Here is a 23005-nt window from a genome sequence, read left to right as displayed (position 1 = left end):
GGGATTCCCTCCTATAGTTCGGAACTGCTGTACCGCTGATGAATCAGTTCCGCCTTCGTCTGAAGTTCCATCAGGTCTTTATGTTCGATCGTGGATGCAATATCCGATATTTTGGAATCGACATCTCTTAGACCGTTCAGCAGCATTCTCCGATTCTTCGTCTTTGCTTCACCGCCTAGGCGTAAGAACGGGTTGATTACACCATTCAAATCCTTCAGAATCAATCTGCGGACCGTATGATTAATCTCGCCGTTATTCAGCTCCTGCAGCAGTGGAATTACACGTTGAAGCCTCGCGAAGAGCGCCAATGATTTCTCGACAATTTCATTGTCCAGCGTATCCTTCTGCCCTTCTGAGATAATCATATCTTCCAGAATGCTAAGATACTCCACAACCGGAGCGAACTCCGGCCCAATCTTCACCGCGCTCTCAGTTCTACCGTCATAGCTGTGATTACCTGATGTAGTATCATTTGTCGTGTTGCTTAATTGAGGAGCACTCGCAGCGGGTGTCGGAGCAATAGGTGTCGTCACAGGGCCTGCTGGCAACACCTCCGCTGGGAGATTGGTTTTTGGACTTCTCGTTACCAGAGCACCTATCCCCGCACCCGCTAAAGGCAACAGCAGAGAGATGAATTCGGGAAGAAAAGAACTCGTTAATACAGCAACAACGTAGCCGATACCGGCGTAAAGCAATACTTTCGATTTAAACTGAATTGTTCTCACCTCTTGTGAGCGACTTTATGAACGCTCAATTCACGGCATCCGGAATGACAGATTGGCCGTTTATTTTCATAATCATCGGTTGCTCCAGATGGCTAGCCAATACATCACCTTCAAAATTCATAGGCTGAACCTCGCCACCGAGTGCGCTTTTGACGGCTAAATAAGGAAAGTTAATCCCTGACAGACATGACATATGCAGTCCACCGGACATTCGTGGGTTAATTTCCAACAGCTTTGGAGTATCTCCATTGTATTTCATTTGAATATTGAAATTGAAGGGGATCTTGTAAACTTCTGCAACTCTAGCTGCAATCTCCTCCAGTTCAGGAATATGCTCCATCAATCGCAGGCGACCGCCTACTTTTCGACGTGGCACAGCTACTAACAGCTTACCGTTCTCATCTGCCAGACAATCTATACTATACTCGTAACCCTCCAGTAATTCCATCACCATCAAATCAGGGAAGGTCTCTTTGCTTGCAAGAATACGATAGGCATCATCAAACGTAATCAATGGAGTTACATACCCAAAAAGCTCTTGAAGAGGATCGCGGGTATTGTCGATAATACGGAAGCCTAACCCGCCTTCTGTTTCAGTAGGCTTAAAGCAAACACGATGTCCCTTGGCAACAAGGTCCTCGTAAGCGTCTTTAAACTGCTCCGCTGTACTAACTACATGATAATCCGGGATACTCATAATGCCCTGCTCACTAACATTCTCGTAAAATTTACCTTTGTCCATAATAGACTCCAGCAAATCAAGATCTCTACAGACCAGAACCTTTGTACCAATCGCATCAAACATTGCCGCATGGAGAGCAATATCAAGCATATGCAACCGTGGAATAAAAACATCGATCTCATTACGCCGACAGAAATCAACGCAAAACTGAACATATTCTATTCCCTTCAGCGCCGGCTCGGTTTCAGCAAAGTCAGCACCTTGTAGGGACATATGGCGAATATCCGGGTGTGTCGCAAAGATTTGAACCGGTATACCATCCTCGTTATTGCGGAGGAGATTCATATAATGGTAAGCCACGGAAAACCAACGATTGAAATAAATATTTACCTTTTTCATAGTGGCCCCACTCCCAATGCAGTTAGATTATTATAGATCATATTTACATACTGCAAAATCTCATCTCCAGCAAATACACCTGATTCTTTCGTGAATGGATATCTTGATTTTACAAGACCACTCTGTTGCTCTGCAAATATTTCACCATGGCAAGGGGCAATAGCATAGTCGGCACTCTCAAGCAGACTCTTATCTAGCAGTGAGTCCCCGGAGGCCACCATAGGTTCAGAGCGAACGGTGCGCCGCAAATGGAGTATAGCATCGCTTTTGTTCACGGCAGCCGGCACAGCGTACAGCTTGCGGCCTTGTAAAGAAACTCTCCAGCCGAGATTATAGAGCCGATCTGATAGATTAGTGATTTCATCTAAAGGCAACTGATCCCGATAAACCATGAAGGAATAGAATAGATCATCACAATAATTCTCACTAATGATCCAATCCTCACGCACGACCGCCTTGATATATGATCTAACCTCTTCAGCCCCAGCAGAGTGACGAGCTACCAATCTCCCGATTGATTCTCTCCATTCCTTATCGACAACTCCACCGATTAGGATATTCCCCCCATTGCTCGTAACCGCATAGTCAGGTATGACCGTTTCTTGAAACAGATTAATACGCTTATATTGTTGTATCGTACGCGTAGTAACCGGGATGAAAATAATCCGTGTGTTCAGATCCATCAGCTGATTTAATGCTTGCTGCGAAATATAGGATCTCGTCTTTCCCTCGATAACTTCCGCCGGAATTAGACCTGGGGTATTCTCCGGCACACCTATTGCACCTAAAGAATAGATCAAAGTACGATCTAGATCACTAGCATATATCATTCTGTCTCCCCCTTCAGCGGTTTAATTATTCCGCAGCAGGAGTACGTCATCCCAGGAAAGATCTCAACAGGAACGCCCCGGTCCTTCGCTAAGAGAAGAATATGCTTTAGATTCGGATTATCCATAGTATCGACAAGAATTTTCCAAGGTACTCTGCGCAGTAATACGCGGGTTGTTTCGCCGACCCCCGGCTTTATCAGATTAATGTTATCTATACCGAAAGTCTCCTGAATACTCTGAATATCACGAAGACCCTGCCAAGTGATTTCTGGCGGATGCTCCAGCATCTGTCCAGCGATATTCTTCGCTTCTGCTACTATGGAAGGAAAATACGGGCAAATCGTATTAATAAATACATTGGACTCGTCCGCATCCAGCCACTCCTTATAAAACTTTGAACCATGAAATTCCTCAGGACCAATGAGATCAGCGTGTAACACCGTTCGGCTCATCAGCCCTGAAACGGTAGAGTTTAAGCAGGCGCTAGGAATGAGATAGTCTTCTCTAGTCCCAAACATGCCTGCGCAGTTTCCTGGGTCAGCCAATACGGCAAGATCATCATTTAAGCGAATACCATACTTCTCATAGAGGGTGTTGCAAGAATCAATCAGCACCCCACGGATAGCCCCTTTTCCTGTCCACCCATCCACAAACTGCAAATCAGCATCAAGTCCATGCTTCTGCAGAATGTAGAGTATCGCATTCTCATCTATACCTTTTCCTCGAATGATAGAAATACTATAATGCGGCAAGTCTACCTTGTATCTCTCAGCTATATAACGCTTAATCAGTATACCAATGGGTGTTCCTGCTCTAGCTAAAGAGACAAGCACCGTACTTAGTCCTCTTCTTGAGACAATCATCTCAGAAACAATGGAAACAGCTAAAGCAACCTTCTTAGCTGATTGCTGCAGCGTCTCATGAAACAAGTCGATATACTGCTCGGTAGGCTGATATTCAACGGGCAACATCTCAGAATAATGGACACCCGATTGAATAGCTTCCTCCCTTTCCTCTGTCGCGAGCTCCAGCGAAACGTCACTAAGATCCTTGAGCAGAAACGTAACATCTGACGGTGGATAGCTACCTAGCGGAACCGGTTCTGCTATTTTTTTGTCCATGACTTTATGATTACTTGTTCCCTTCATACTGGAGGCCTCCACTTCTTCCTTCAGGAGTCAGTACAATAAGATGCACTTTATGGCGGGCCAGTGTCTTCAGTATATCAAGCATGGGTTTCATTCGTTCATGCGGTACATCACGCTCAATCAGCACGAATATATCATCATACTGATCAGAATCCACATTGTAAATAAAGTTTTTAATTTCCGGATCGCTAGCTGAAGGATATGCGGCAGCACTATGCACTCCGTAATCTGGTCGACGTTCAGGGTGGATTGGACTGCGAGTAGAGGACTGATATGAAATGCCTTCCCCCATCTCAGCCGCTATCCGCATAGGAAGGTACATAAATTCCCCTACACCCATCACTAGAGTCTTAGAATCTCCCCCTCGTAGTTCTCTTAGCTGAGCGGCTATCCGGGTTACCCCTACATCAAGACCATCATTATTCAGCGACTCCAGTCCGAAACGTCCGCTGTACTTCAAATAAGGAGACGAGTTGGTGTCACCATATGAATCTACGGATGTTGCCTGCAGACGTTCTAAACCGTCCACTACATAAGTAGTCACTACTTCGGATTCCACTGAAGACGATAACAAATCTTTGTCATTCCTAGCATTTAGCAAAGGCGTGCCTTTTACTTCAATACTTCCTTGAAGCAAACATAAGGACTTAATCCGAATCCCCAGTTCCTGTTCTAATTCGCTATAGGTATGAAGATTATTACCGCTCCTCCAATCCAAAATAGAAACGACTACGTATTCCTCCCGAGGGAATTTGGACTGAATATCACGGATCGTATTAATTACTGTATTCCCTGTTGTAATCTCATCATCCACCAAAATAATCGGCTCAGTCCCTGATAATAGCTTAGTATTCAAGGCGTAACATAGATGGTCAACCGCATGTGAATGCTCTTCTTCAAAGCTAACAATGGACTCCAAATCGATGATATGTTCACGGGTAGTATGAATATATGATGCTGCATCGGCAAACATGTTGTACACACTGTGACCCAGCGCAGTTGCAGTCTCAGCAAAACCAATAAAGACAACAGGCCTAGGAAGAACTAATCTTGCAGCTAATAAATGCTCATAGGCTTCCTTGGCAGACTCAGGGTGCATCAGTCCGTGTACAGCTTTATCTAATAAATCTTCCATCCTATCATTATCCGCAGAATTACCGTTCATCTCCTGATATAACAGCAGCGCTAATGCAGCACCACTTAGCAGAGAGGTGTACGGATTAACAGGGATATGTTTACCAAGTACCTTGCTGACGAACAAAAAGGAGCGTTTCTTATTAATCCGGGCTGCCATGGAGAATAAAGTATCCACAGGCAAATGAAAGGGATTAGATGTTTCGGTAACCGTAACCTGCAGGTTCTCGACTATGTTATACGTGTGTAAATTCGTTTTCGGGTAATAATCCGACAAAATGCTGTTGTTCATGTAACACCCCGTATATTTGTGATCGTAGTAAAATCCGTTTTGCCCAGTTCAAATGCGGCTTAATCTCGTTCATCTTATTAGAATATTGACTCTTGAAGACTCCTAGGCTGCCATCGTTACTCTCTACGATACTGCAGGCGTCAACATATTCCTCGTGCATTACCGTGTACATGGCCTGAACAGGTCTGAGGTGTGAGGGATGTATAATCGTCTTGCCCAAGATTCCATTTTCTTTATCTAAAATCACTTCACGAATAAGCCCATCCATGCTGCTAGAAATGTAACTATTTCGCATGTCGCGGCCGTTTTTACCATAGGTGTCCTCAAACGGAGTCTGCCGTAGCTGTGGTCTGAGCACCCGATGCCCTTTATTCGCAAAATATTCCCAGACTGGTCCGGAAATTACATACCCTTCTTCCACTCTGCCAAAAATATTAATAATATCCGATATGCAGTCTCGAATAGGGGTAAGATCATAAATACTAATATCAGGACTACGGCGCAGTCCGAATAAACTTGAGAAGTCTGTTGCTCCAATTCTAACGTTCAACACATATTCGCGGTAGTTGCCTAGCAAATTACGAATAGATAAAAGACTATCTACCCGGCTCTCCCGGTAAATAATAGGCGCACTTTCCAGAATTGGCATGCCATAAAGCACTGGGTCTGAGTAACTGCGCGTTCTATTGTAATCGGCTATCGCCTCGAAATATTGGATTCCGTTGTCGACCGAAAACTTAGGGAAAACAAACCCTGTTAACATCGTAACCAAAGATCCTAACCGAAAAATCAGCTGCTGTAGCTGCTCCGGGTTACGAACTCGGATGAAGAGAAGCGGAAGACTATCACTCCCGCTTGGCTCGTTCTCCTCATATGCGGCGAGAAAAATAAGATGCTGAATGAGAGACTCCTCTGCATGGTCAACCTCGTTATCTCCGATCGCATCCTCCAGATCAATAATAACGGTTACAAGTCCTGCACTTTTAAGCTTCAAAATGTCTTCGGGAACACTAGCACGAGTTGCTGGCATATAAAGGGCAGCTCCAACAGCATGAGCCAGCAAATCTTTACTCGTAGTATTATGGTTAAATGAAATCGGCGGATTATAAAATAAGGCTATTTCTTGTTCTTTCGTCAGGTAATCGAAGTATCTCAAGATGGTTCCCCCTTATAGTTTTGCGAAGCCAAGCAAAACAAGCGCAGGCCTCTCCTATAGAGAGTGGCAGAACCAGCTATACCCTATCCGGTTCTCTCATATATAAGTGAAGGCCTACGCTATAAACATATACGATTACCTGAAAGCAGCAGTGTTCAACTAGCTTTGAAATCAAGCATTTCTATGGGCTTCTTTTTTCTTACGCAGTACGCTGAAAAGGATCGTACCACCGAATACAAGAATAATGATTGAAAAGAATAATACATGTGGCATTTCGTACCCAAAAGCGCCCGCGAGCATTTTACCAGCAATAATGGCAATAAGCGCAAAAGCGGCACGCTCGAGTTCCGGAATTTTATCAATAAGCTTTAAGAATAATTGCGCTACTCCCCGCATCATCAGAACGCCTATGATTCCGCCCATAAAGAGCACCCAAACCTGGTTACTAACACCAAATGCAGCAATAACACTATCAATACTAAAAGCAATATCCATTAATTCAACAAGGAGAACCGTCTTCCAAAAAGAGAACCCCTTATTCTCGATCTTCTCATCGCCACCGCCCTTAAATAACCCGCCATAAGCGATATAAAAGAGATAGGCTGCACCAAGAACCTTAACCAACATGAATTTAATAAGAAATGTCCCTAGACCGATAGCCAAAAATCTGAATACATAAGCTCCTATAATACCGTAAAAGAGCGCCTTCTTCTGTTGTTCTTTAGGTAAATGCTTAACCATGACGGCGAGAACAAGCGCATTATCTGCAGAGAGCAGTCCCTCTAGCAGAACTAAGCTACCAATAATGCCCCAGCTAACCGGGTCTGAGAGCGTACCTACCACATCGCTCCATGAGAAAAAATGACCGTAGTTCTCACTAATATTCCTAAAAAAATCAGCGAACCAATCCATTACACTTGCGCCTCCGAAAAAATCGTCTATTTACTGCCAGCAACCCAGCGCAGTCCCCAACCATATGCCTCATCAATCTCCCGATGACCACTGTAATATTGGACCAGCCGTTCAACACTGAATGTCTCGTTATTCACATTCCGAAATAACGCGATGGCACACATGCCTTTGCGGTTGTTATGCTCGTCCAAATTGACAATAATATCGGGGCCATCACTCTGGGTAATCGTGACAACACCGTCAGCTTCTGACCAATTGGTAACACCCTTATAAATAAAAGAAAAAATTAGAATCCGTTCAATATCAGCAATTTTGCTGCCATTAATCCGCAGATTCTCACCGGTTGTTACAGAGCCTGTCCGGTCATCTCCATCAAGCATGACATAAGGAGGTTGGTTCAATGAGCCAAAAGCATTGCCCAGCGCCTGAACTACTCCCTTACTGCCATTCTTCAACTCATATAGACAAGCAAGATCTAAATCCACACCATTTTTACGATTAAATAGCCCTCCACCCTGCTTCTGATTCCAGTTAAGGTTAATTAGCAATTCGCCCAAACCACCAGCTGATTTCTTCAGGTTGATCGAATCGCCTTTTTTCTTCAGTTCGATCTTCTTCAGGTTGAGATTGACCGGAGGGGGTGTTACAGGTGAAGGCGCAGCTGCAGGAGGAGGTGGAAACTGAATCTTAGGCTCCGCTACCGGCGCTGATTGACGTTTAAGCTCTGGCTGCGGCGGAGCAGCAGGCTTAGGCACTGGTATTGGTGTCGGTGCCGGTTCATCGTTCGCTTCTATCCCAAAGTTCCTACACAGTTCCTGTAGACCACCAGCAAAACCCGCGGCAATGGCGCTGAATTTCCATTCACCGTTATATCTATATAATTCTCCTACCACAACAGCCGTTTCCACGGAGAAATGATTTTCAAGATCACATCGGAGAAGCTCCGCACCTGTTACTTGATTCAGAATCCGAAAATAGGCCTGATTTACCTGCCTAAAGCTTTGACCTCGCTTCTCGCCATCATAAATGGTAAGTGTAAACGCGAGTTTCATCACATCAGAAGGAACTTTGTTTAGTTCCACGTCAAATTGCTTGAGGCTGTTTGATGTAGGCATTTCCTTATATCTGATATAAGGTGTAGACGGATTATTATAAAATATCAAATCCTCATCTTTGCTTACTTTACCTTGCGCTCCAAGCAGAAAAGCAGAAGTATCAATCTCAAGTGAAGATGGCGATTGCCAGCCAATCTCTACGATAAGAGAATCAAGTCCAGGATTCCCTTTAGTTAAATCAACCTTTTGTCCTTTGACAACTGTAATACCCATTCTTACACCACCTTTATAAATGGAGCAAGCATAAACGCCTTCGGCGTCCTTATAAGGACGGCAAGCGTTTAAGCGAGAAATATAAGACATAATGTATCGTGTGAAACTTATATTTTTAAATAACTCCACAAAGTGGAGTTTATACTTCGAGACCCATTCCATTTCCTTTGTGAGGCAATCCATAAAGAATTAAAAAAAGGGCAGGATCGGTGATGACCCCGCCCGGAAGATGCTATTGCGCGTCCAGCCCATAATTTTTACACAATGCGCTAAGGCCGCCGCCAAAACCACTACCTACTGCCTGGAATTTCCAATCCGCACCATTGCGGTAGAATTCGCAGAATACAACTGCCGTCTCTGTTGAGAAATCTTCACCCAGGTCGAAACGGAGTACTTCACGATCTGTGGAAGCATCCACAACACGTACGAAAGCATTGGAGACTTGTCCAAAGTTCTGTGCACGAGTTTCGTAATCATAAATCGTTACGGTAATACCAATACGCTGAATATGGGCAGGGACTTTGCTAAAATCAACGATAATTTGCTCGTCATCTCCGTCGCCTTCTCCTGTACGGTTATCTCCCGTGTAGACTACAGAGCCTGCGCCACCATTTGGGTTGTTATAGAATACAAAATCATCTGTACCTTTAGCTTTGCCGTCTTCATGAAGCAGAAACGCTGAAGCATCGAGGTCAAAATCTTGACCTCCACTATACTTATTAGTGTCCCAGCCCAATCCAACTACTACCTTTGTCAGACCTGGATTAGTCTTGGTAAGATCAATCCGCTGTCCTTTGGAAAGACTGATCGTCACTGACATAACCTTCTTTCATGAGTGGATTCAGTTCACTGTGTACTACAAGATTTATTGCAAGCCGTAATCGCGAGTCAAACCGCTCAAGCCGTCTTTGTAGCCGCTACCGATTGCATTGAACTTCCACTCTGCACCATGACGGTACAATTCACCGACAACAACGCCAGTTTCAATAGAGAAGTCTTCACCCAAATCGAAACGGATTAGTTCTTCATTGTTCAAATCATTTACGATACGCACATAAGAACGAGAAACTTGACCAAAGTTTTGGCTTCTTGTTTCAGCTTCATAAATTGTAATAGTAAAAGCTACCTTTTCTACATCCGCTGGGATACTCAAAAGATCCACTTGAATCTGCTCATCATCACCATCGCCGTCACCTGTACGGTTATCACCTGTATGAACAACAGAAGCGTTCTCGTTCTGTTTATTATTGAAGTAAATGAAGTTGGTTTCTTTTTCAACTTTGCTGTTCGCATTAGTCAAGAAAACGGAAACGTCCAAGTCGAAATCTTTACCGCCGTCATATTTATTAGTGTCCCAACCAAGACCTACTGTGATTTTGGATAGACCTGGATTTGTTTTTGTTAAATCGATCTTTTGACCTTTAGATAGATTAATTGCCATGATAACATTCCTCTTTTCTTTTATTTGGATTATACGTAGCGTTCTGCCAGTTGATTGATATGTGCCGCGTGACTACCCTCACCAATTGCGGCGAACTTCCACTCTCCACCTTGACGGTAAAGTTCCCCACAAATAAGCGCTGTATAGCCATTGTAATTATCAGATAGGTTGAAACGGATTAGCTCATTGTTGCCTACAGCGTTCATCACACGGATATAAGCTGATTTAATCAATCCGAAATCCTGTTTACGGTTCGTGGCATCATAAATATTCACAACTACCAGAACCTTGTGTACATCGGAAGGAATGGCATTCAGGTTCACCATGATTTGCTCATCGTCTCCATCACCATCACCCGTGAGATTATCTCCGGAGTGAATGACAGAGTTACAAGGACTTTGCTTGTTATGGAAGCACACCAGGTTACCCTTCTTAACTAGCTTACCATTCTCGTTCAGCATCAGTGCTGAAGCGTCACAGTCCACGTTGGCCTGTTTCTTCACACCGAAGAATCCTCGAGCTGGCTCAGCCGGATCCCAACCTAAACCTACAATTACGTTAGATAAGCCTGCATTACCTTTTGTGAGATCAATCTTCTGACCTTTTACCAGATTAATTCCAGCCAACTTTACGTACCTCCATTCTCTAAAAAGAATCACCATCTATTAGTCTAGCTTTTGGATGTTATATGAGTGATACGCTAAAGAACTAAATACGTTTCATCCGAACTCATGTATATGGTATTACATCATTTATAAACTGAATTCACCAGGGTTTAATCCCAAGACACCGCAAATATGCCGCACAACTGCTTTTTCATTGTCATCAAAATCACCATCAGCTGATCCAATAGCTGAGCACACACCCACAATTACACGTCCCACATCTGGTTTACCGGTAAACTTACCGATTGCTTTAAGTGCTTCCTGCTTACCGATTTCTGGTGAGAACTCAAAGTTACTTACATAAAAGTTGAACTGGGTAATGACATCTCTCATGTCAAACACCTTAAGCTCATTACTCATATTCATGTAACCAGCCATTTTATTCTTTTCAGCTTCTTCTATTTTACCGTCGGCAGCAGCAACCAAGGCGCAGCCCGCAACTACCGCATTCATGAAATCTTTATTTTTGAATTTCTTTACTTGTTCTGTTAGTCCGTTTTTGGTTGTGTTCAACCAGTTTTTAAATGTGCTCATCGTTTTCTCCTTCTATCACTGCAAGATTATGATAACAAAAGATATCCCAGAGCCTCCTCTCCACGTATCCGACAGAATTTTCATAGTAGATCCCTGAATCACGGTTTACTCTTCTAATATACCTGATAAAATATCAATATTCTACTTTTCCAGACTTTTACAGAACTTTTGATAGAAAAGATTGTGTCCGATCTTGCACAGGAATTCCGAACAATTGCTCCTCTGTTCAAAGAACCCCCGTATTTCTCGTTGAAACACCAAAAAAGGCACTGCCAGAGATTCTATCCTCTCTAGCAATGCCTTTAGCACATTTAACTGTGAATTCTTTTAAAGAATGATGTCCCCATCATAAGAACCAATCATTTTGTACAGATCCGGCCGGCGATCACGGAAGACGCCCCACTCGATCCGTCCGACTTCCAAAGCATCCAGATCAAATTCGCTCACTATTACAGCTTGCTCGTCCCGGCCTGCTTCAACAATTTTATTGCCTTGCGGTCCCGCAATGAACGAAGAGCCGTAGAAATTAATGCTAGAATCTTCATCAATTTCTTCACCGATACGGTTGGAGGCAACGACTGGAATAAGGTTAGCCGCTGCATGCCCAAGCATACAAGTCTGCCAATGATCTTTAGAGTCGATCGATCCATCCTGCGGTTCTGATCCGATAGCGGTTGGATAGAACAGAATTTCTGCTCCCATCAGGCTCATCACTCTAGCCGCTTCCGGGTACCACTGATCCCAGCAAATCCCTACACCAATCTTGGCATAGCGAGTGTTCCATACTTTAAAGCCAGTATCTCCCGGATTGAAGTAGAATTTCTCTTCATACCCTGGGCCATCTGGAATATGGCTCTTGCGGTATTTGCCCAGTATCGTTCCATCGGCATCGATTACAGCTAGTGAATTGTAACGTGCGTAGTTCTTTTTCTCATAAAAACTGATTGGCAGCACCACTTGCAGTTCCTTGGCTATTGCTGTGAAATGATTAATCGCTTTGTTATGCTCAAGCTCTGTTGCATATGCGTAATAATCAGCCTTCTCTTTCTGACAGAAATACGGAGTCTCGAACAGCTCCTGCAGCAAAATAATTTGTGCTCCCTGTGCCGCCGCTTCTCTGACCAATGTTTCAGCTTTGCTGATATTCTCATCAATATTGCTGGAACAGCTCATTTGCGTCGCAGCTACTTTTACATTTCTCAAGAATCTGTCCTCCTTATATATAAATGTCCCTTTGGACGTTTAGTTTCCTTCAATTATTGCTGAGCAGGCATTTGTTGCGTAGTGCAGTGAACGTTCCCGCCCTCGGTGATGACCGCCATACCGTTAACTGTACGAATCTTACGTTCCGGGAACATACCAGCCAGTACTTCCTCGGCAAGTTTATCTGTTTCCACCGCTGTACCGCCAAACACAGGTAAAATAATTCCACCATTTACGAAATAGAAGTTCAAATAACTGAGCGTCAGACGGCTGCCGTCATGATCCACCCGTGGTGGTTGCTGAATCTTGATGATCTCCAGCTTACGCCCTTTGGCATCTTTGGCATTCTCCAAAATACGAAGATTCTCCTGTGTAATCTCAAAATTCTCGTCCTGCGGATCCTCACAGACCTGAATAATGACTTTACCTGGAGCAGCGAAGCAAGCGATATTATCCACATGACCATCGGTTTCATCACCACTTAGACCACGCTTAAGCCAGATAATAGTTTCTGTACCTGTATAATTGCGCACGTTCTCTTCAATATTCTCGCGCTTCAAATCCGGGTTGCGGTTCGTATTGAGCAGACATTCTTCTGTAGTAATCAAGGTGCCTTCTCCATCCGTATGGATCGAGCCGCCTTCCATCACAAGCGGCGCATCAAAGCGTGTTACTTGTGTGTGTTCGAGAATCTGTGGAGCTACCTCATCATCCAGATCCCAAGGTGAATATTTACCGCCCCAGGCATTAAACTTCCAGTTCACGCCTGCTAGAACGCCGTCTTTATTAACAACAAAGGTAGGCCCGTTATCACGCAACCAAGCATCGCTATGCTTTATAGGCAGCAGCGTTACATTCGATCCGCTGACCAGACGTTCTACCTTTTCCACGTCCTCCGGGTTAACGATGACCGTAATCGGTTCAAACTCGGCAATAGCTGTAATAATGTCAGCATAACCTTGGCATACCGACTCGTGGTTGTCCGGGAAACACATAGATTCCTGCACCGGCCAGGAGATAAAAGTACGTTCATGCTTGCCCCATTCCGGTGGCATTGTATAGTTCAAATCTTTAGGATTCATGTGTTAACTACCTTTACTATTATATTTGGAGCCAGCCCTGCCCTAAAACTCCTACCTCATCATACAATAATATGTTCTAGTGCTCAATTCCCTAGAACACTAATAATGTTGGAAGGAATTCGGGTCACATGTGATCTGACTGAGCTTATAGTGTAATCCTTTTTACCACATCGCCCTCAAAATCCTTAACGATGAATTCTCCACCCTCAAGGATACCATAGGAATTCGGGTTATTCTCTTTAGGCAGCGATATCGAACCGGGATTCAGCACGTATACGCCCTCTTTTACATCCGCAACCGGAAGATGGGTATGCCCTTGAATAAAGATATCCTTCTCAGATAGTGCCGGTAAATTCTCAATACTAAAGCCATGACCGTGTGTAACATAGATTCGTCTGCCTTCATGCAAGAGCATCACATAATCGCCCATCATCGGGAACTGCAGCAGCATCTGGTCTACCTCAGCATCGCAGTTACCACGTACTGCCGTTATAGGCTTCTTTTTGTTATATTCATTCAGTTTATTAGCAACTCCCTGCGGGTCATAACCCTTCGGCAGTGGATTTCTGGGACCGTGATATAAAAAGTCTCCTACGATTACAAGACTGTCTGGCTGTTCTTCCTCTACCTTTTCCAAAGCCCGTTCTAACCAGAATAAAGAACCGTGAATATCGGAAATAAACATTAGCTTCATCATGTATTCTCCTTTTCGACTTAAATAGATCTTGTGCTTAGGTTTCAATTTTAACCTTGAATAGGCAGACAACGCAAAAGCGGACGTTCCTCCAAAAGGAACGTCCTGCCCTATATGCCTCTATTCTTACGGCAAATTCGATGATCCCATCAAGAATCGGTCCACTTCGCGGGCGGTCTGACGCCCCTCATCAATAGCCCAAACTACAAGGCTTTGTCCGCGGCGCATATCACCTGCTGTGAATACCGCCTCTACATTGGTCGCTTGTGCTCCGAACTCCGCCTTGGCATTTCCGCGCTCATCACGTGCCACCCCAAGCTCACCTAGCACAATCTCTTCGGGCCCTGTGAATCCTAATGCGAGTAGTACCAGCTGTGCATGTAGAACTTCTTCACTGCCTGGTACTTCAACCGGAACTATCCGTCCCTGTTCATTGCGAGTCCACTCAATGCGCACAGTATGCAGCTCCTGCACATGTCCACCATCGTCACCAACAAAACGTTTCGTCGAAACGAGATAACGACGTGGATCTTCCTTATAGAGTGAAGCCGCTTCTTTTTGGCCATAGTCCACCTTAAGAACCTTTGGCCATTCTGGCCACGGATTGCTAGGCTGACGGGTCAGTGGAGCTTGTGGCATAATCTCAAGCTGGATCACACTACGACAGCCGTGGCGGATCGACGTAGCTACACAGTCTGTGCCAGTATCTCCGCCACCGATTACAACTACATCTTTATCTGCCGCAGACAAGTATTCACCATCAGCGAGCTCTGAATCCAGTAAGCTCTTAGTATTCAATGTCAGAAACTCCATCGCCTGATGAATGCCCCGCAGCTCACGACCCTCTATAGGAAGCTCTCGTGCCTGCGTAGACCCGCCACACAAGATAACAGCATCGTGCTCCACCTTGAGTTGTGACGCCGAGATATCTCTCCCAATCTCTGTACGAGTTACGAATGTAATGCCTTCAGCCGCTAGCAGGTCTACTCGGCGCTGAACCGTCTTCTTATCCAGCTTCATGTTCGGAATACCATACATCAACAAACCACCAATCCGATCTGCCCGTTCATACACGGTCACCGTATGCCCTGCCTTGTTAAGCTGAGCTGCACAGGCAAGACCTGCTGGACCCGAGCCCACTACAGCTACCTTTTTACCTGTGCGAGTAAGCGGGGGCTCAGGAACAATCCAACCTTCTTCAAAACCTCTATCTACAATCGACTTTTCAATCGACTTTATCGTTACGGGCTTGCCGTTCATCCCTACTGTACAAGAACCTTCACAAGGTGCCGGACACACACGTCCAGTAAATTCAGGGAAGTTATTGGTCTTATGCAGACGTTTCAGTGCAACCTCCCAGTTCCCACGATAAACCATATCATTCCATTCAGGAATCAAGTTGTGTAGAGGGCAGCCGGAAGCCATACCAGACAACAGACGTCCTACATGACAAAATGGCGTACCACAGTCCATACAACGCGCGCCTTGCTCGCGCAGATTCTCTTCATCCATAGGAATCGAGAATTCATCCCAATTCTTAATCCGCTCAAGCGCCTCACACTCCGAAGGCGTCTGCCGTTCAAATTCCAAAAATCCGGTTGCTTTCCCCATCTCTCTCATCCTCTCTAAATATCCCCACAGATATATACTTCCTAAACCGTTAAAAAAGAAAAGTACGCGCTATGTTTGTCTGCTGCCAAGCCTATGCCACTCTAAAGCGCCAAAGTAAATGCCTTCATATTAACATCCAATATCATCATCGAAAATGAGTAATGTCACCTTTTTATGTAAAATGAAACAATCAAATTAAGAAAATGGAAAAACAAAAAAAGCACACAGAGTACTGTACCTTAATTAGGGTACGTTATTCCGCATGCTTTTTAATAATGATCTTGTAAAAGACTATTTATTTCGCCGTCAGGACTACTGTCCCAATTCCATTTACAGTTAGCTTATTTCCAGTCAGCTCCTGCGTAAGATCAGCCCCGAAGATGGTCTTCCATGCTCCAAGCTGCGGCAGAACCACAGAGGTCTGTTCAGCATTCGCATTAAAAAGAACATAAATATGCTTCGCTGCACCTCCTCCAGCATGGCCACGAAGCGTGTAAGCTACTGCACTTGCCGGTGCTTTTTCAAAAACCAAATGGTTCCGAATGTCAGCTGCTGTTCGCATACGGAAGGCCGGGTGAGCTTTACGCAGTTCGATTAACTGTTTCATATACGCCACATCTTCCTGATGCGCGGCGCACAATTCCCAGTCCATACGATTGATCTCGACCGAAGATTTATAGCTGTTCTCCACCCCGTCCTTCGTACGCATAAACTCCTGCCCTGCATGGATAAAAGGAATCCCCTGACTCATGAACACTATCGCAGAAGCTAGTCTGTGCATGGAACGGCGCTGAGTAACCGTCTCACCCTCGGTGGACAATACGATTTTATCCCATAAGGTATGATTATCATGACACTCCACATAATTAACGTTTTGCTGAGGCTCCTCGGCAAATTGCTTAATTCCTGGGCTGAAGTCAATTCCTCCCGCAATCCCCGCCTTGATCGCAGGCTCCAGACCCATCATTCCACTGATGAAGCCCGGCTGATCGTACAAAAAGATATTTCCTTTAATAGCATCCCTGAAATCATCATTAAAATGTCCGATTCCCGGCATAAGGGAGGCATTCTTCTGATGAGCGAGCCGTTCCATCGGTAGCTCAGTCCCCATCATCCAGCCTTCACCGATCGTCATGATAGACGGATCTATTCCATCCAGACGCCGCCGGGTTTCCCGCATCGTATCGACATCCATCAAGCCCATCAAATCAAAGCGGAAGCCGTCGATATGGTATTCTTTAGCCCAATAGACCACGGACTCCACAATGAAGCGGGACATCATCAAGCGTTCTGTAGCCACGTCATTCCCACAACCCGACCCATTCGACAGGCTTCCGTCTTGTTTATAACGCAAATAATAGCCAGGAACCAGTTTAGTGAAATTCACGCGATATCCGTCGTACACATGGTTGTAAACAACATCCATAATGACGCGGAGTCCACGATCATGAAGCGCTTGAATCATTGTTTTTAGTTCTTGAATACGTAGTCCGGGCACATAAGGATCCGTAGCATAGGAGCCTTCAGGAGCATTGTAGTTCTTCGGATCATAACCCCAGTTAAAATGAGGCTCATCCAGCTTCGTCTCATCTACACTCTCTGTAGAATAATCATAAATAGGCAATAGCTGCACGTGGGTTACACCGAGATCTGCGATATGATCGAGTCCGGTGAGAATGCCCTCTGGTCCGCGGGTTCCTTCTTCCGCCAAAGCGAGATATTGACCCTTATGAGCCATACCGCTTGCTGGATGAATGGATAAGTCACGCAAATGAAGCTCATAAATAATAGCGTCTACAGGATCCTCAAACGACGGCTTATCTTCCGTCCACCGCTCAGGGTCCGTCTTGCGCAAATCTAGAATAGCACCTCTGTCCCCATTCACGCCGACAGCACGCGCGTAAGGATCAGCTGCTTCATTCCACTGTTCACCTAGACGCACTCGGTAGGTATAGAACTTGCCATCTAAATCACCGTCAACCGTAGCTCTCCACGTTCCCCGAATATCGCGAATCATAGCATATTTGGACCCCGCAGCTCCCTGCCATGAATCATAAATTACTAGCTCTGCCTCCTGAGCCGTAGGGGCCCACAAGCAAAATGATGAACAGGCCGATGAATATGTAAGTCCGAGATCATCCCCGTCATAACTAAACAACTGATCAAACTCCTGAGCGAATACGGAAATCCCTCTAGTAGTCGCAGGATCACCATAATAAATCGGTTCCTTCATTTCCTTTTGTACGGACAAAGCACCTATCCCCTTTTCCAGTTATTAACTGGATTATAGTATGATCCTCGAATTTGTGCAAACGTTTGGACTCAAAATAACCAGATCATTTTTCCAGGGTAATTGCATAGCTAAATCACGATTAACTAGGCGTTTCTAAGATATTCATTCCCACCATCGTAATGATGTCTTTATTTGCATAATATGGGATGCGGCGTTCTTTACAAAGAGCAATCCTTCCATCCTTATACCTCACACCATTATCCTGAACGATGAGGATTGGACGATCCCCGTTATCAGGTACTTCATATCCTATTCCTAATACCCAATGGTAATCGTAAGCAAAATTCCCTCTCCACCGAAAATTAAACCATTTATCAAATTTAACAGCTACTGGCCGACCTGCATCAATCTCCACTTTATACACATCGAAATCGTTAAAAGTAGAGACAGAAAGCTTATGTCCCCCTTTTGGCGATATTGAAGAGTGGATATAAGCTGTGATCCCCTTTACAAAACTACGTGTACTCATCCCCAAAGGGGTCCCTCCGTGATGACTGTATATGTAATTAATATGAGCTGCTTTAGAGTGAAAATGACCTTTGCCACGAATAAAGTCCATTCCTAGCTGGGTATTCCAATACTCGGTTAAAGCTGCCAGCGTCGCTGGTCCACATGCAGAAGACGGGGATGAAACCCCAGCCTCCCACTGTGTGTATGGATCTACCGATAGTTTGTAACTGAGACTGGAGTTTCTATGCCTCATCAGGATGTTTCTCCCTTTGAAGAGTTCGGCTTAGAAGCTGAAAGGGCAGGGCCTTCCGGAAGTAAAATCACATTTTCACCAACATCCATAGATCCCTCTGAATTAGATCGTGATTCCATTTCCTGTGCGGGCTTCTGCTCTGCCTGAGCAATATCTTCCTCATCGCCCTCATATTTGCTTTCAGGATTAATCTGTAGCGTGAAATAGAAATTAGAGCCGTTTCCTTCGCTACTCTCCACCGCAATGGCTCCGCCCATCAACTCGACAAGCTTCTTGCAAATGGCTAGTCCTAAACCCGTCCCGGCATACTTACGATTAAACGAGGAGTGCAGCTGGTAGAATGATTGAAACAACTGATGCTGCTTTTCTAAAGGAATACCTATCCCCGTGTCTCTGACATTAAACTTCAAAGTCGATTTCTTTGAAACCACGGACAATTTCTGCTCCACATAAATACAGACATTACCTTGGTCAGTAAATTTAATCGCATTGCTGACCAGATTAACCAATACCTGACGTAATCGTCCTGCATCTCCCATAATGAACGTAGGAACTCCTGGTGCCATGCTGTAAGACAGCTCAAGATTTTTTTCCAAAGCCTTAGCCATAAATAGATCCGTTACACTGTCCAGTACCTCTCGAAGATGCACGGGCTCATGTACGATCATCATTTTTCCGGCCTCAATTTTACTGTAATCGAGAATTTCATTAAGAATATATAGAAGAGAGCTACTGCTCTCCTTAATAATATTTGTGTACTCACGTTGTTCTTCATCTAGTTCCGTCTCTGCAAGCAGATCAGTCATCCCCACAATGCCGTTCATAGGCGTGCGTATTTCATGGCTCATAATGGCTAGAAACTCTGATTTAGCCTGGTCTGCTTTTTCCGCAGATTCCTTCGCCCGAATGATCTCCTTCTCATCTGTAATATCCCTGAAGACGACTACAACCCCCTTAGGTTCACCTTTATCAAAAAGAGGGGTTACTTGGTACTCCGCAAGAAAGCTTGTACCATCTTTACGCCATAAGACTGCATCCTTGCTCTGGTAAGATCCCCCTGACCTAATGGCTTTGATAAGTGGCGACTCCTCTGGCCGGTAATGTATCCCATCAAGCGCTGTCTGCTGAATATGATCTAGATAGGAATGACCCATGATCTCATCATGTTCATAGCCGAGCATATGCAAACCAGCAGGGTTGATGAAGGTCACCTTCTCCTCCATATCCAGTCCAAAAATACCCTCAGATACTGCATTTAATATAAGGGTGTACTCATTGCTTAGCTTCTCAATTTGTTCTGTATATCTTATACGTTCCGTAATGTCACGGGAAATACCATATACACCAACCACTTGATCGTCTACAATGATCGGAATATTAGTGGTATTAATCTCTACAAGATGGCCTTCTTTATGAATAAGCGTCAGATCATAGCTTTGGGGATAGCCCTTAGCAGCTAAGTTAAAATGATACAGCGTCTTCTCCATGTCCTTCTCATGCACAACGGGACCAAAGTACATTCCGATCAGTTCTTCCAGCGAATACCCGGTCAGCTTCTCCAGATTCGCATTGGCTGTTAAATAATCCCCTTGTAAATTCATTGAGTACACAGCAGAGGGATTATATTCAAATAAGGATTTATAGCGCTGTTCATTCTCCTGAAGCTTGAATTCGAACTGTTTGCGCTCTTCAACTGCATGACGCGAGATTAAATCCAGCGAATTCTCGGACATCAATCTATAATTACGTTCACTTTGATAAATCTGTTCCTCTAGATCTCGTTGATCTGCCATTTGTTGATCTGCAATCTTTCGGTCCGTAATATCTTCGGCGTACACAATAATACATGAAGGGGCTTGTCCTGCTGTTACAAATCCTGAGAATGTCAGGGAAAGCCATACCGGTTGATCCCCTTTGTAAAAGCATTCTTCCTTCTTCCAGCTCCCTGCTGGAGAATTCTGAAGCTCGTCCATCACCAATCTATAGGAAAGCTCTTTCGAAGACGTCTGTCTATTTTCCATTTCTGCAAAAATAGCCCCAGCAAGAAACTCAGCTTCCGTAAAGCCAAGTAAATTGCAAAAAGCCGGATTGACCTTCAGCCAGTTGCCCTTACCATCGTTTAAAGACAGTACGGCTATTCCCTCTGGGGACCTCATAAATGCATGTTCCAACATTGTGCTATATTCTACCGCGTTATCCATCTACGCCAGACCTCCTTTGTTGCGAACGTTGCATCCTTTATTCCATCCTAAGTTCAGTATACGATAAGAGAAGTGAGTATAGAAATGCCCTGCGTATTATTTTGAATAGGGAATAGTTTAATTTTAAATATTGACTGGATGGCCTGAGGCAAACTATTATTAAACATAATAATATCGTTCGTGACCTATTACGCTGGAAGCACCCGTAATAAAGGCTTTTGCCTTTGCTACGGGTGCTTTTTTTTGTTGCCATTAGGTTTCGATAATAGGAGGAGAATAAATGAAAATATTTAAGCCAGTGCCCTTACTACTGCTTACGATCCTGCTACTGCTAAGCACATCATCAGGAGCTATTGCTGCATCTACAACAGAATTAACCCCTTCTATAAAAGCAGCTTTTGATCTGACGGCCGCAACGGCAGAAGGTCCTGCCAGGGTTAAGCTGACTTCTCTTTACAATGATTTATCCACCTTAAAGCTGCAGTATGATCAGCGCGAGGAGCAAATCCGAATCCTTCACTACAATAATGAGCAATCGCTAGTTGTGGTTCGTCAACAAATTAAAGGAATTGATCTTGAAACAGTGACCCGATTGGAAGCCTCCGTTAAGAGTAGCAAGCAGCGCTATCAGCCCTTATTTGACCAGTATAGTGCACTTAACAAGCGAATTAGTATCGCCAAGTCACTTAAGGACAAGACCTTGAATACCGTACTGCGTGCCCAAGGTGATGCTATGAAGATCTTGGTTCAGTTGGCACGCCAAGAGATCAGTGACAAGCAGAATCAGCTGAACGCCGCGAAAAAGAAACGTTCCCAAAAGATAGCCGAAGCGCGTAAAACCTTGTCTGGCATTGAAAGTCCTCAAATCACGATCAAATCTAACAAGAGCGTGATCACCTCGTTAAACAAACGTGTCTCAGCAGATTGGACTGACTTTAAAGCAGCGATTCGCAAACAAAACCTTACCCTAACCAACCAGTCCTTAGCTGCACTGGTCTCCGGTTACCGTCAGATCGCAACCCATAAGCAAAAAATAATTGAGCTCGAACAAAAGGTTTCCCTTGTTATTGCGAATACGAAGAAGCAAATCAGTTAGCGGACTTCTTCTTCTCATTTGCTCTGCGGTAAGCCATCACTTTGCGGTACATGCTCTTATTAGAAAGATGTTTGAAAATATATGGATCTGGACTCGTATTCACTTCAATAATCCAAGGCGTCATGTGCTTATCTAATCCTACATCTACACCAATCTGTTTAAAGCCAGGATATTTCTTATGGTAGAAACGTCCGGTATCCTCACCTAGCTTTCGCAATATCTTAAGCATCTGAGCTTGCTGAGCATCGTTCAAATAAGGCGACAGCAGCTTCTCCATAGACATTAGCGTACCACCGTTATGATAATTGGTAACAATCTTGCCCTTCTCAGCTACTCGGCCAATCAATCCGGTAGTTTCCCATTTGCCACGCGGACTGAGCTGGACCATCACACGGATATCAAAACGATGCTTTCCGTGCTTTAGCAAAACAATCCCTCTCTGAATCAAGTAACTGCGTCCGCGTGTTGCTTTCTTAAGGGATGAATAAAAGGTGTCATAGGCTCCAAAGGTTTTTATCTTTGTTCCACTTTGGTATTTGTATTCTGTTCCATGAGAATCCTTACTCTGTTCAACCTTCATTACACCGTTACCATAGGTGCCATGTTCCGGCTTAACGTAAATCATCCCATATTTCAAGAGCATCGTTCTTAAGTTTGCTTTACTAAACTTCACTGTTTCTGGAATGAGCGGTGAAATCTCGGAACTTTGCATGAGCACCTTGGTTTTAATCCATTTGCTGGTCAACGCAGACTTTAACTTTGTTCCCAATTGCCCTCTCCCCTGTCACTCAAATAATGATCACAGCCTTGCTTAACCTTAGTATTTTATGCTCCGACAATATGAATGGAATGGGTTGAACGCCCTCTCCGCTCTCA

Annotated in this window: 21 protein-coding genes; 1 reads left to right on the top strand and 20 read right to left on the bottom strand. The window is 44.4% G+C overall.

The window, feature by feature from the left end; genetic code table 11:
• Nucleotides 1-11 precede the first annotated feature (11 nt).
• The 19 genes from MKX41_RS26445 to MKX41_RS26355 form a co-directional block, all read right to left on the bottom strand.
• Nucleotides 12-716 carry a hypothetical protein gene (locus tag MKX41_RS26445; protein ID WP_076285216.1) on the bottom strand — a complete coding sequence of 235 codons (705 nt, stop codon included), beginning with the start codon at nucleotides 714-716 and terminating at the stop codon, nucleotides 12-14.
• A 34-nt stretch (nucleotides 717-750) separates the two neighbouring features.
• Nucleotides 751-1806: an ATP-grasp domain-containing protein gene (locus MKX41_RS26440; protein WP_076285131.1), complete on the bottom strand. Its 1056-nt coding sequence runs from the start codon at nucleotides 1804-1806 to the stop codon at nucleotides 751-753.
• Entirely contained in the window at nucleotides 1803-2636 is an 834-nt protein-coding gene (locus tag MKX41_RS26435) for an HAD family hydrolase (RefSeq protein ID WP_340973822.1), read from the bottom strand. Before MKX41_RS26435 ends, MKX41_RS26440 begins: the two co-directional genes overlap by 4 nt.
• Nucleotides 2633-3784: a cysteine protease StiP family protein gene (locus tag MKX41_RS26430; protein WP_340973821.1), complete on the bottom strand. Its 1152-nt coding sequence runs from the start codon at nucleotides 3782-3784 to the stop codon at nucleotides 2633-2635. The genes MKX41_RS26435 and MKX41_RS26430 overlap by 4 nt, the downstream gene beginning before the upstream one ends.
• A complete protein-coding gene (locus tag MKX41_RS26425) occupies nucleotides 3768-5210 on the bottom strand; it encodes a phosphoribosyltransferase family protein (protein ID WP_445671327.1) in 1443 nt (480 codons plus the stop codon). The genes MKX41_RS26430 and MKX41_RS26425 overlap by 17 nt, the downstream gene beginning before the upstream one ends.
• Entirely contained in the window at nucleotides 5155-6366 is a 1212-nt protein-coding gene (locus tag MKX41_RS26420) for an HpcH/HpaI aldolase/citrate lyase family protein (protein ID WP_256716336.1), read from the bottom strand. The genes MKX41_RS26425 and MKX41_RS26420 overlap by 56 nt, the downstream gene beginning before the upstream one ends.
• A gap of 171 nt (nucleotides 6367-6537) precedes the next feature.
• On the bottom strand, nucleotides 6538-7278 hold the full coding sequence (locus MKX41_RS26415; RefSeq protein ID WP_340973818.1) for a TerC family protein: 741 nt from the start codon (nucleotides 7276-7278) through the stop codon (nucleotides 6538-6540).
• A gap of 26 nt (nucleotides 7279-7304) precedes the next feature.
• Entirely contained in the window at nucleotides 7305-8606 is a 1302-nt protein-coding gene (locus tag MKX41_RS26410) for a TerD family protein (protein WP_076285128.1), read from the bottom strand.
• A gap of 232 nt (nucleotides 8607-8838) precedes the next feature.
• Nucleotides 8839-9420 (bottom strand): TerD family protein, encoded by a 582-nt coding sequence (locus MKX41_RS26405; RefSeq protein ID WP_076299900.1) that lies wholly within the window; start codon nucleotides 9418-9420, stop codon nucleotides 8839-8841.
• A 51-nt stretch (nucleotides 9421-9471) separates the two neighbouring features.
• Nucleotides 9472-10047: a TerD family protein gene (locus MKX41_RS26400; RefSeq protein ID WP_042184261.1), complete on the bottom strand. Its 576-nt coding sequence runs from the start codon at nucleotides 10045-10047 to the stop codon at nucleotides 9472-9474.
• A gap of 29 nt (nucleotides 10048-10076) precedes the next feature.
• On the bottom strand, nucleotides 10077-10673 hold the full coding sequence (locus tag MKX41_RS26395; protein ID WP_076285126.1) for a TerD family protein: 597 nt from the start codon (nucleotides 10671-10673) through the stop codon (nucleotides 10077-10079).
• 126 nt (nucleotides 10674-10799) lie between these two features.
• Nucleotides 10800-11246, bottom strand: coding sequence for a tellurite resistance TerB family protein (locus tag MKX41_RS26390; protein WP_042184258.1), 447 nt, complete (start codon nucleotides 11244-11246; stop codon nucleotides 10800-10802).
• 327 nt (nucleotides 11247-11573) lie between these two features.
• Nucleotides 11574-12449, bottom strand: coding sequence for an N-carbamoylputrescine amidase (gene aguB, locus MKX41_RS26385; RefSeq protein ID WP_076285125.1), 876 nt, complete (start codon nucleotides 12447-12449; stop codon nucleotides 11574-11576).
• A 53-nt stretch (nucleotides 12450-12502) separates the two neighbouring features.
• Entirely contained in the window at nucleotides 12503-13531 is a 1029-nt protein-coding gene (locus MKX41_RS26380; RefSeq protein WP_340973814.1) for an agmatine deiminase family protein, read from the bottom strand.
• Nucleotides 13532-13676: 145 nt separating this feature from the next.
• Nucleotides 13677-14225: a phosphodiesterase gene (gene yfcE / locus MKX41_RS26375; RefSeq protein WP_042184252.1), complete on the bottom strand. Its 549-nt coding sequence runs from the start codon at nucleotides 14223-14225 to the stop codon at nucleotides 13677-13679.
• 126 nt (nucleotides 14226-14351) lie between these two features.
• A complete protein-coding gene (locus MKX41_RS26370; RefSeq protein WP_340973813.1) occupies nucleotides 14352-15836 on the bottom strand; it encodes a glutamate synthase subunit beta in 1485 nt (494 codons plus the stop codon).
• A 295-nt stretch (nucleotides 15837-16131) separates the two neighbouring features.
• Nucleotides 16132-18087, bottom strand: coding sequence for a type I pullulanase (gene pulA / locus MKX41_RS26365; RefSeq protein WP_340973812.1), 1956 nt, complete (start codon nucleotides 18085-18087; stop codon nucleotides 16132-16134).
• A gap of 121 nt (nucleotides 18088-18208) precedes the next feature.
• Complete coding sequence (locus MKX41_RS26360; protein WP_339268314.1) at nucleotides 18209-18832, bottom strand: C39 family peptidase; 624 nt, start codon at nucleotides 18830-18832, stop codon at nucleotides 18209-18211.
• Nucleotides 18832-21033 (bottom strand): PAS domain S-box protein, encoded by a 2202-nt coding sequence (locus tag MKX41_RS26355; RefSeq protein WP_340973810.1) that lies wholly within the window; start codon nucleotides 21031-21033, stop codon nucleotides 18832-18834. Before MKX41_RS26355 ends, MKX41_RS26360 begins: the two co-directional genes overlap by 1 nt.
• A 280-nt stretch (nucleotides 21034-21313) precedes the next feature.
• Here MKX41_RS26355 and MKX41_RS26350 point away from each other — a divergent pair, with 280 nt between their 5' ends.
• Nucleotides 21314-22129: a hypothetical protein gene (locus MKX41_RS26350; RefSeq protein ID WP_339244406.1), complete on the top strand. Its 816-nt coding sequence runs from the start codon at nucleotides 21314-21316 to the stop codon at nucleotides 22127-22129.
• On the opposite strand, the gene MKX41_RS26345 is transcribed toward MKX41_RS26350, so the two are convergent.
• A complete protein-coding gene (locus MKX41_RS26345; RefSeq protein WP_231573370.1) occupies nucleotides 22122-22898 on the bottom strand; it encodes a YheC/YheD family protein in 777 nt (258 codons plus the stop codon). The genes MKX41_RS26350 and MKX41_RS26345 overlap by 8 nt on opposite strands.
• Between the last annotated feature and the right edge of the window lie 107 nt (nucleotides 22899-23005).

It is taken from the genome of Paenibacillus sp. FSL R5-0475 (genome assembly GCF_038004585.1).
Lineage (GTDB): Bacteria > Bacillota > Bacilli > Paenibacillales > Paenibacillaceae > Paenibacillus_AQ.
This window is presented reverse-complemented; position numbering and strand designations above follow the sequence as displayed.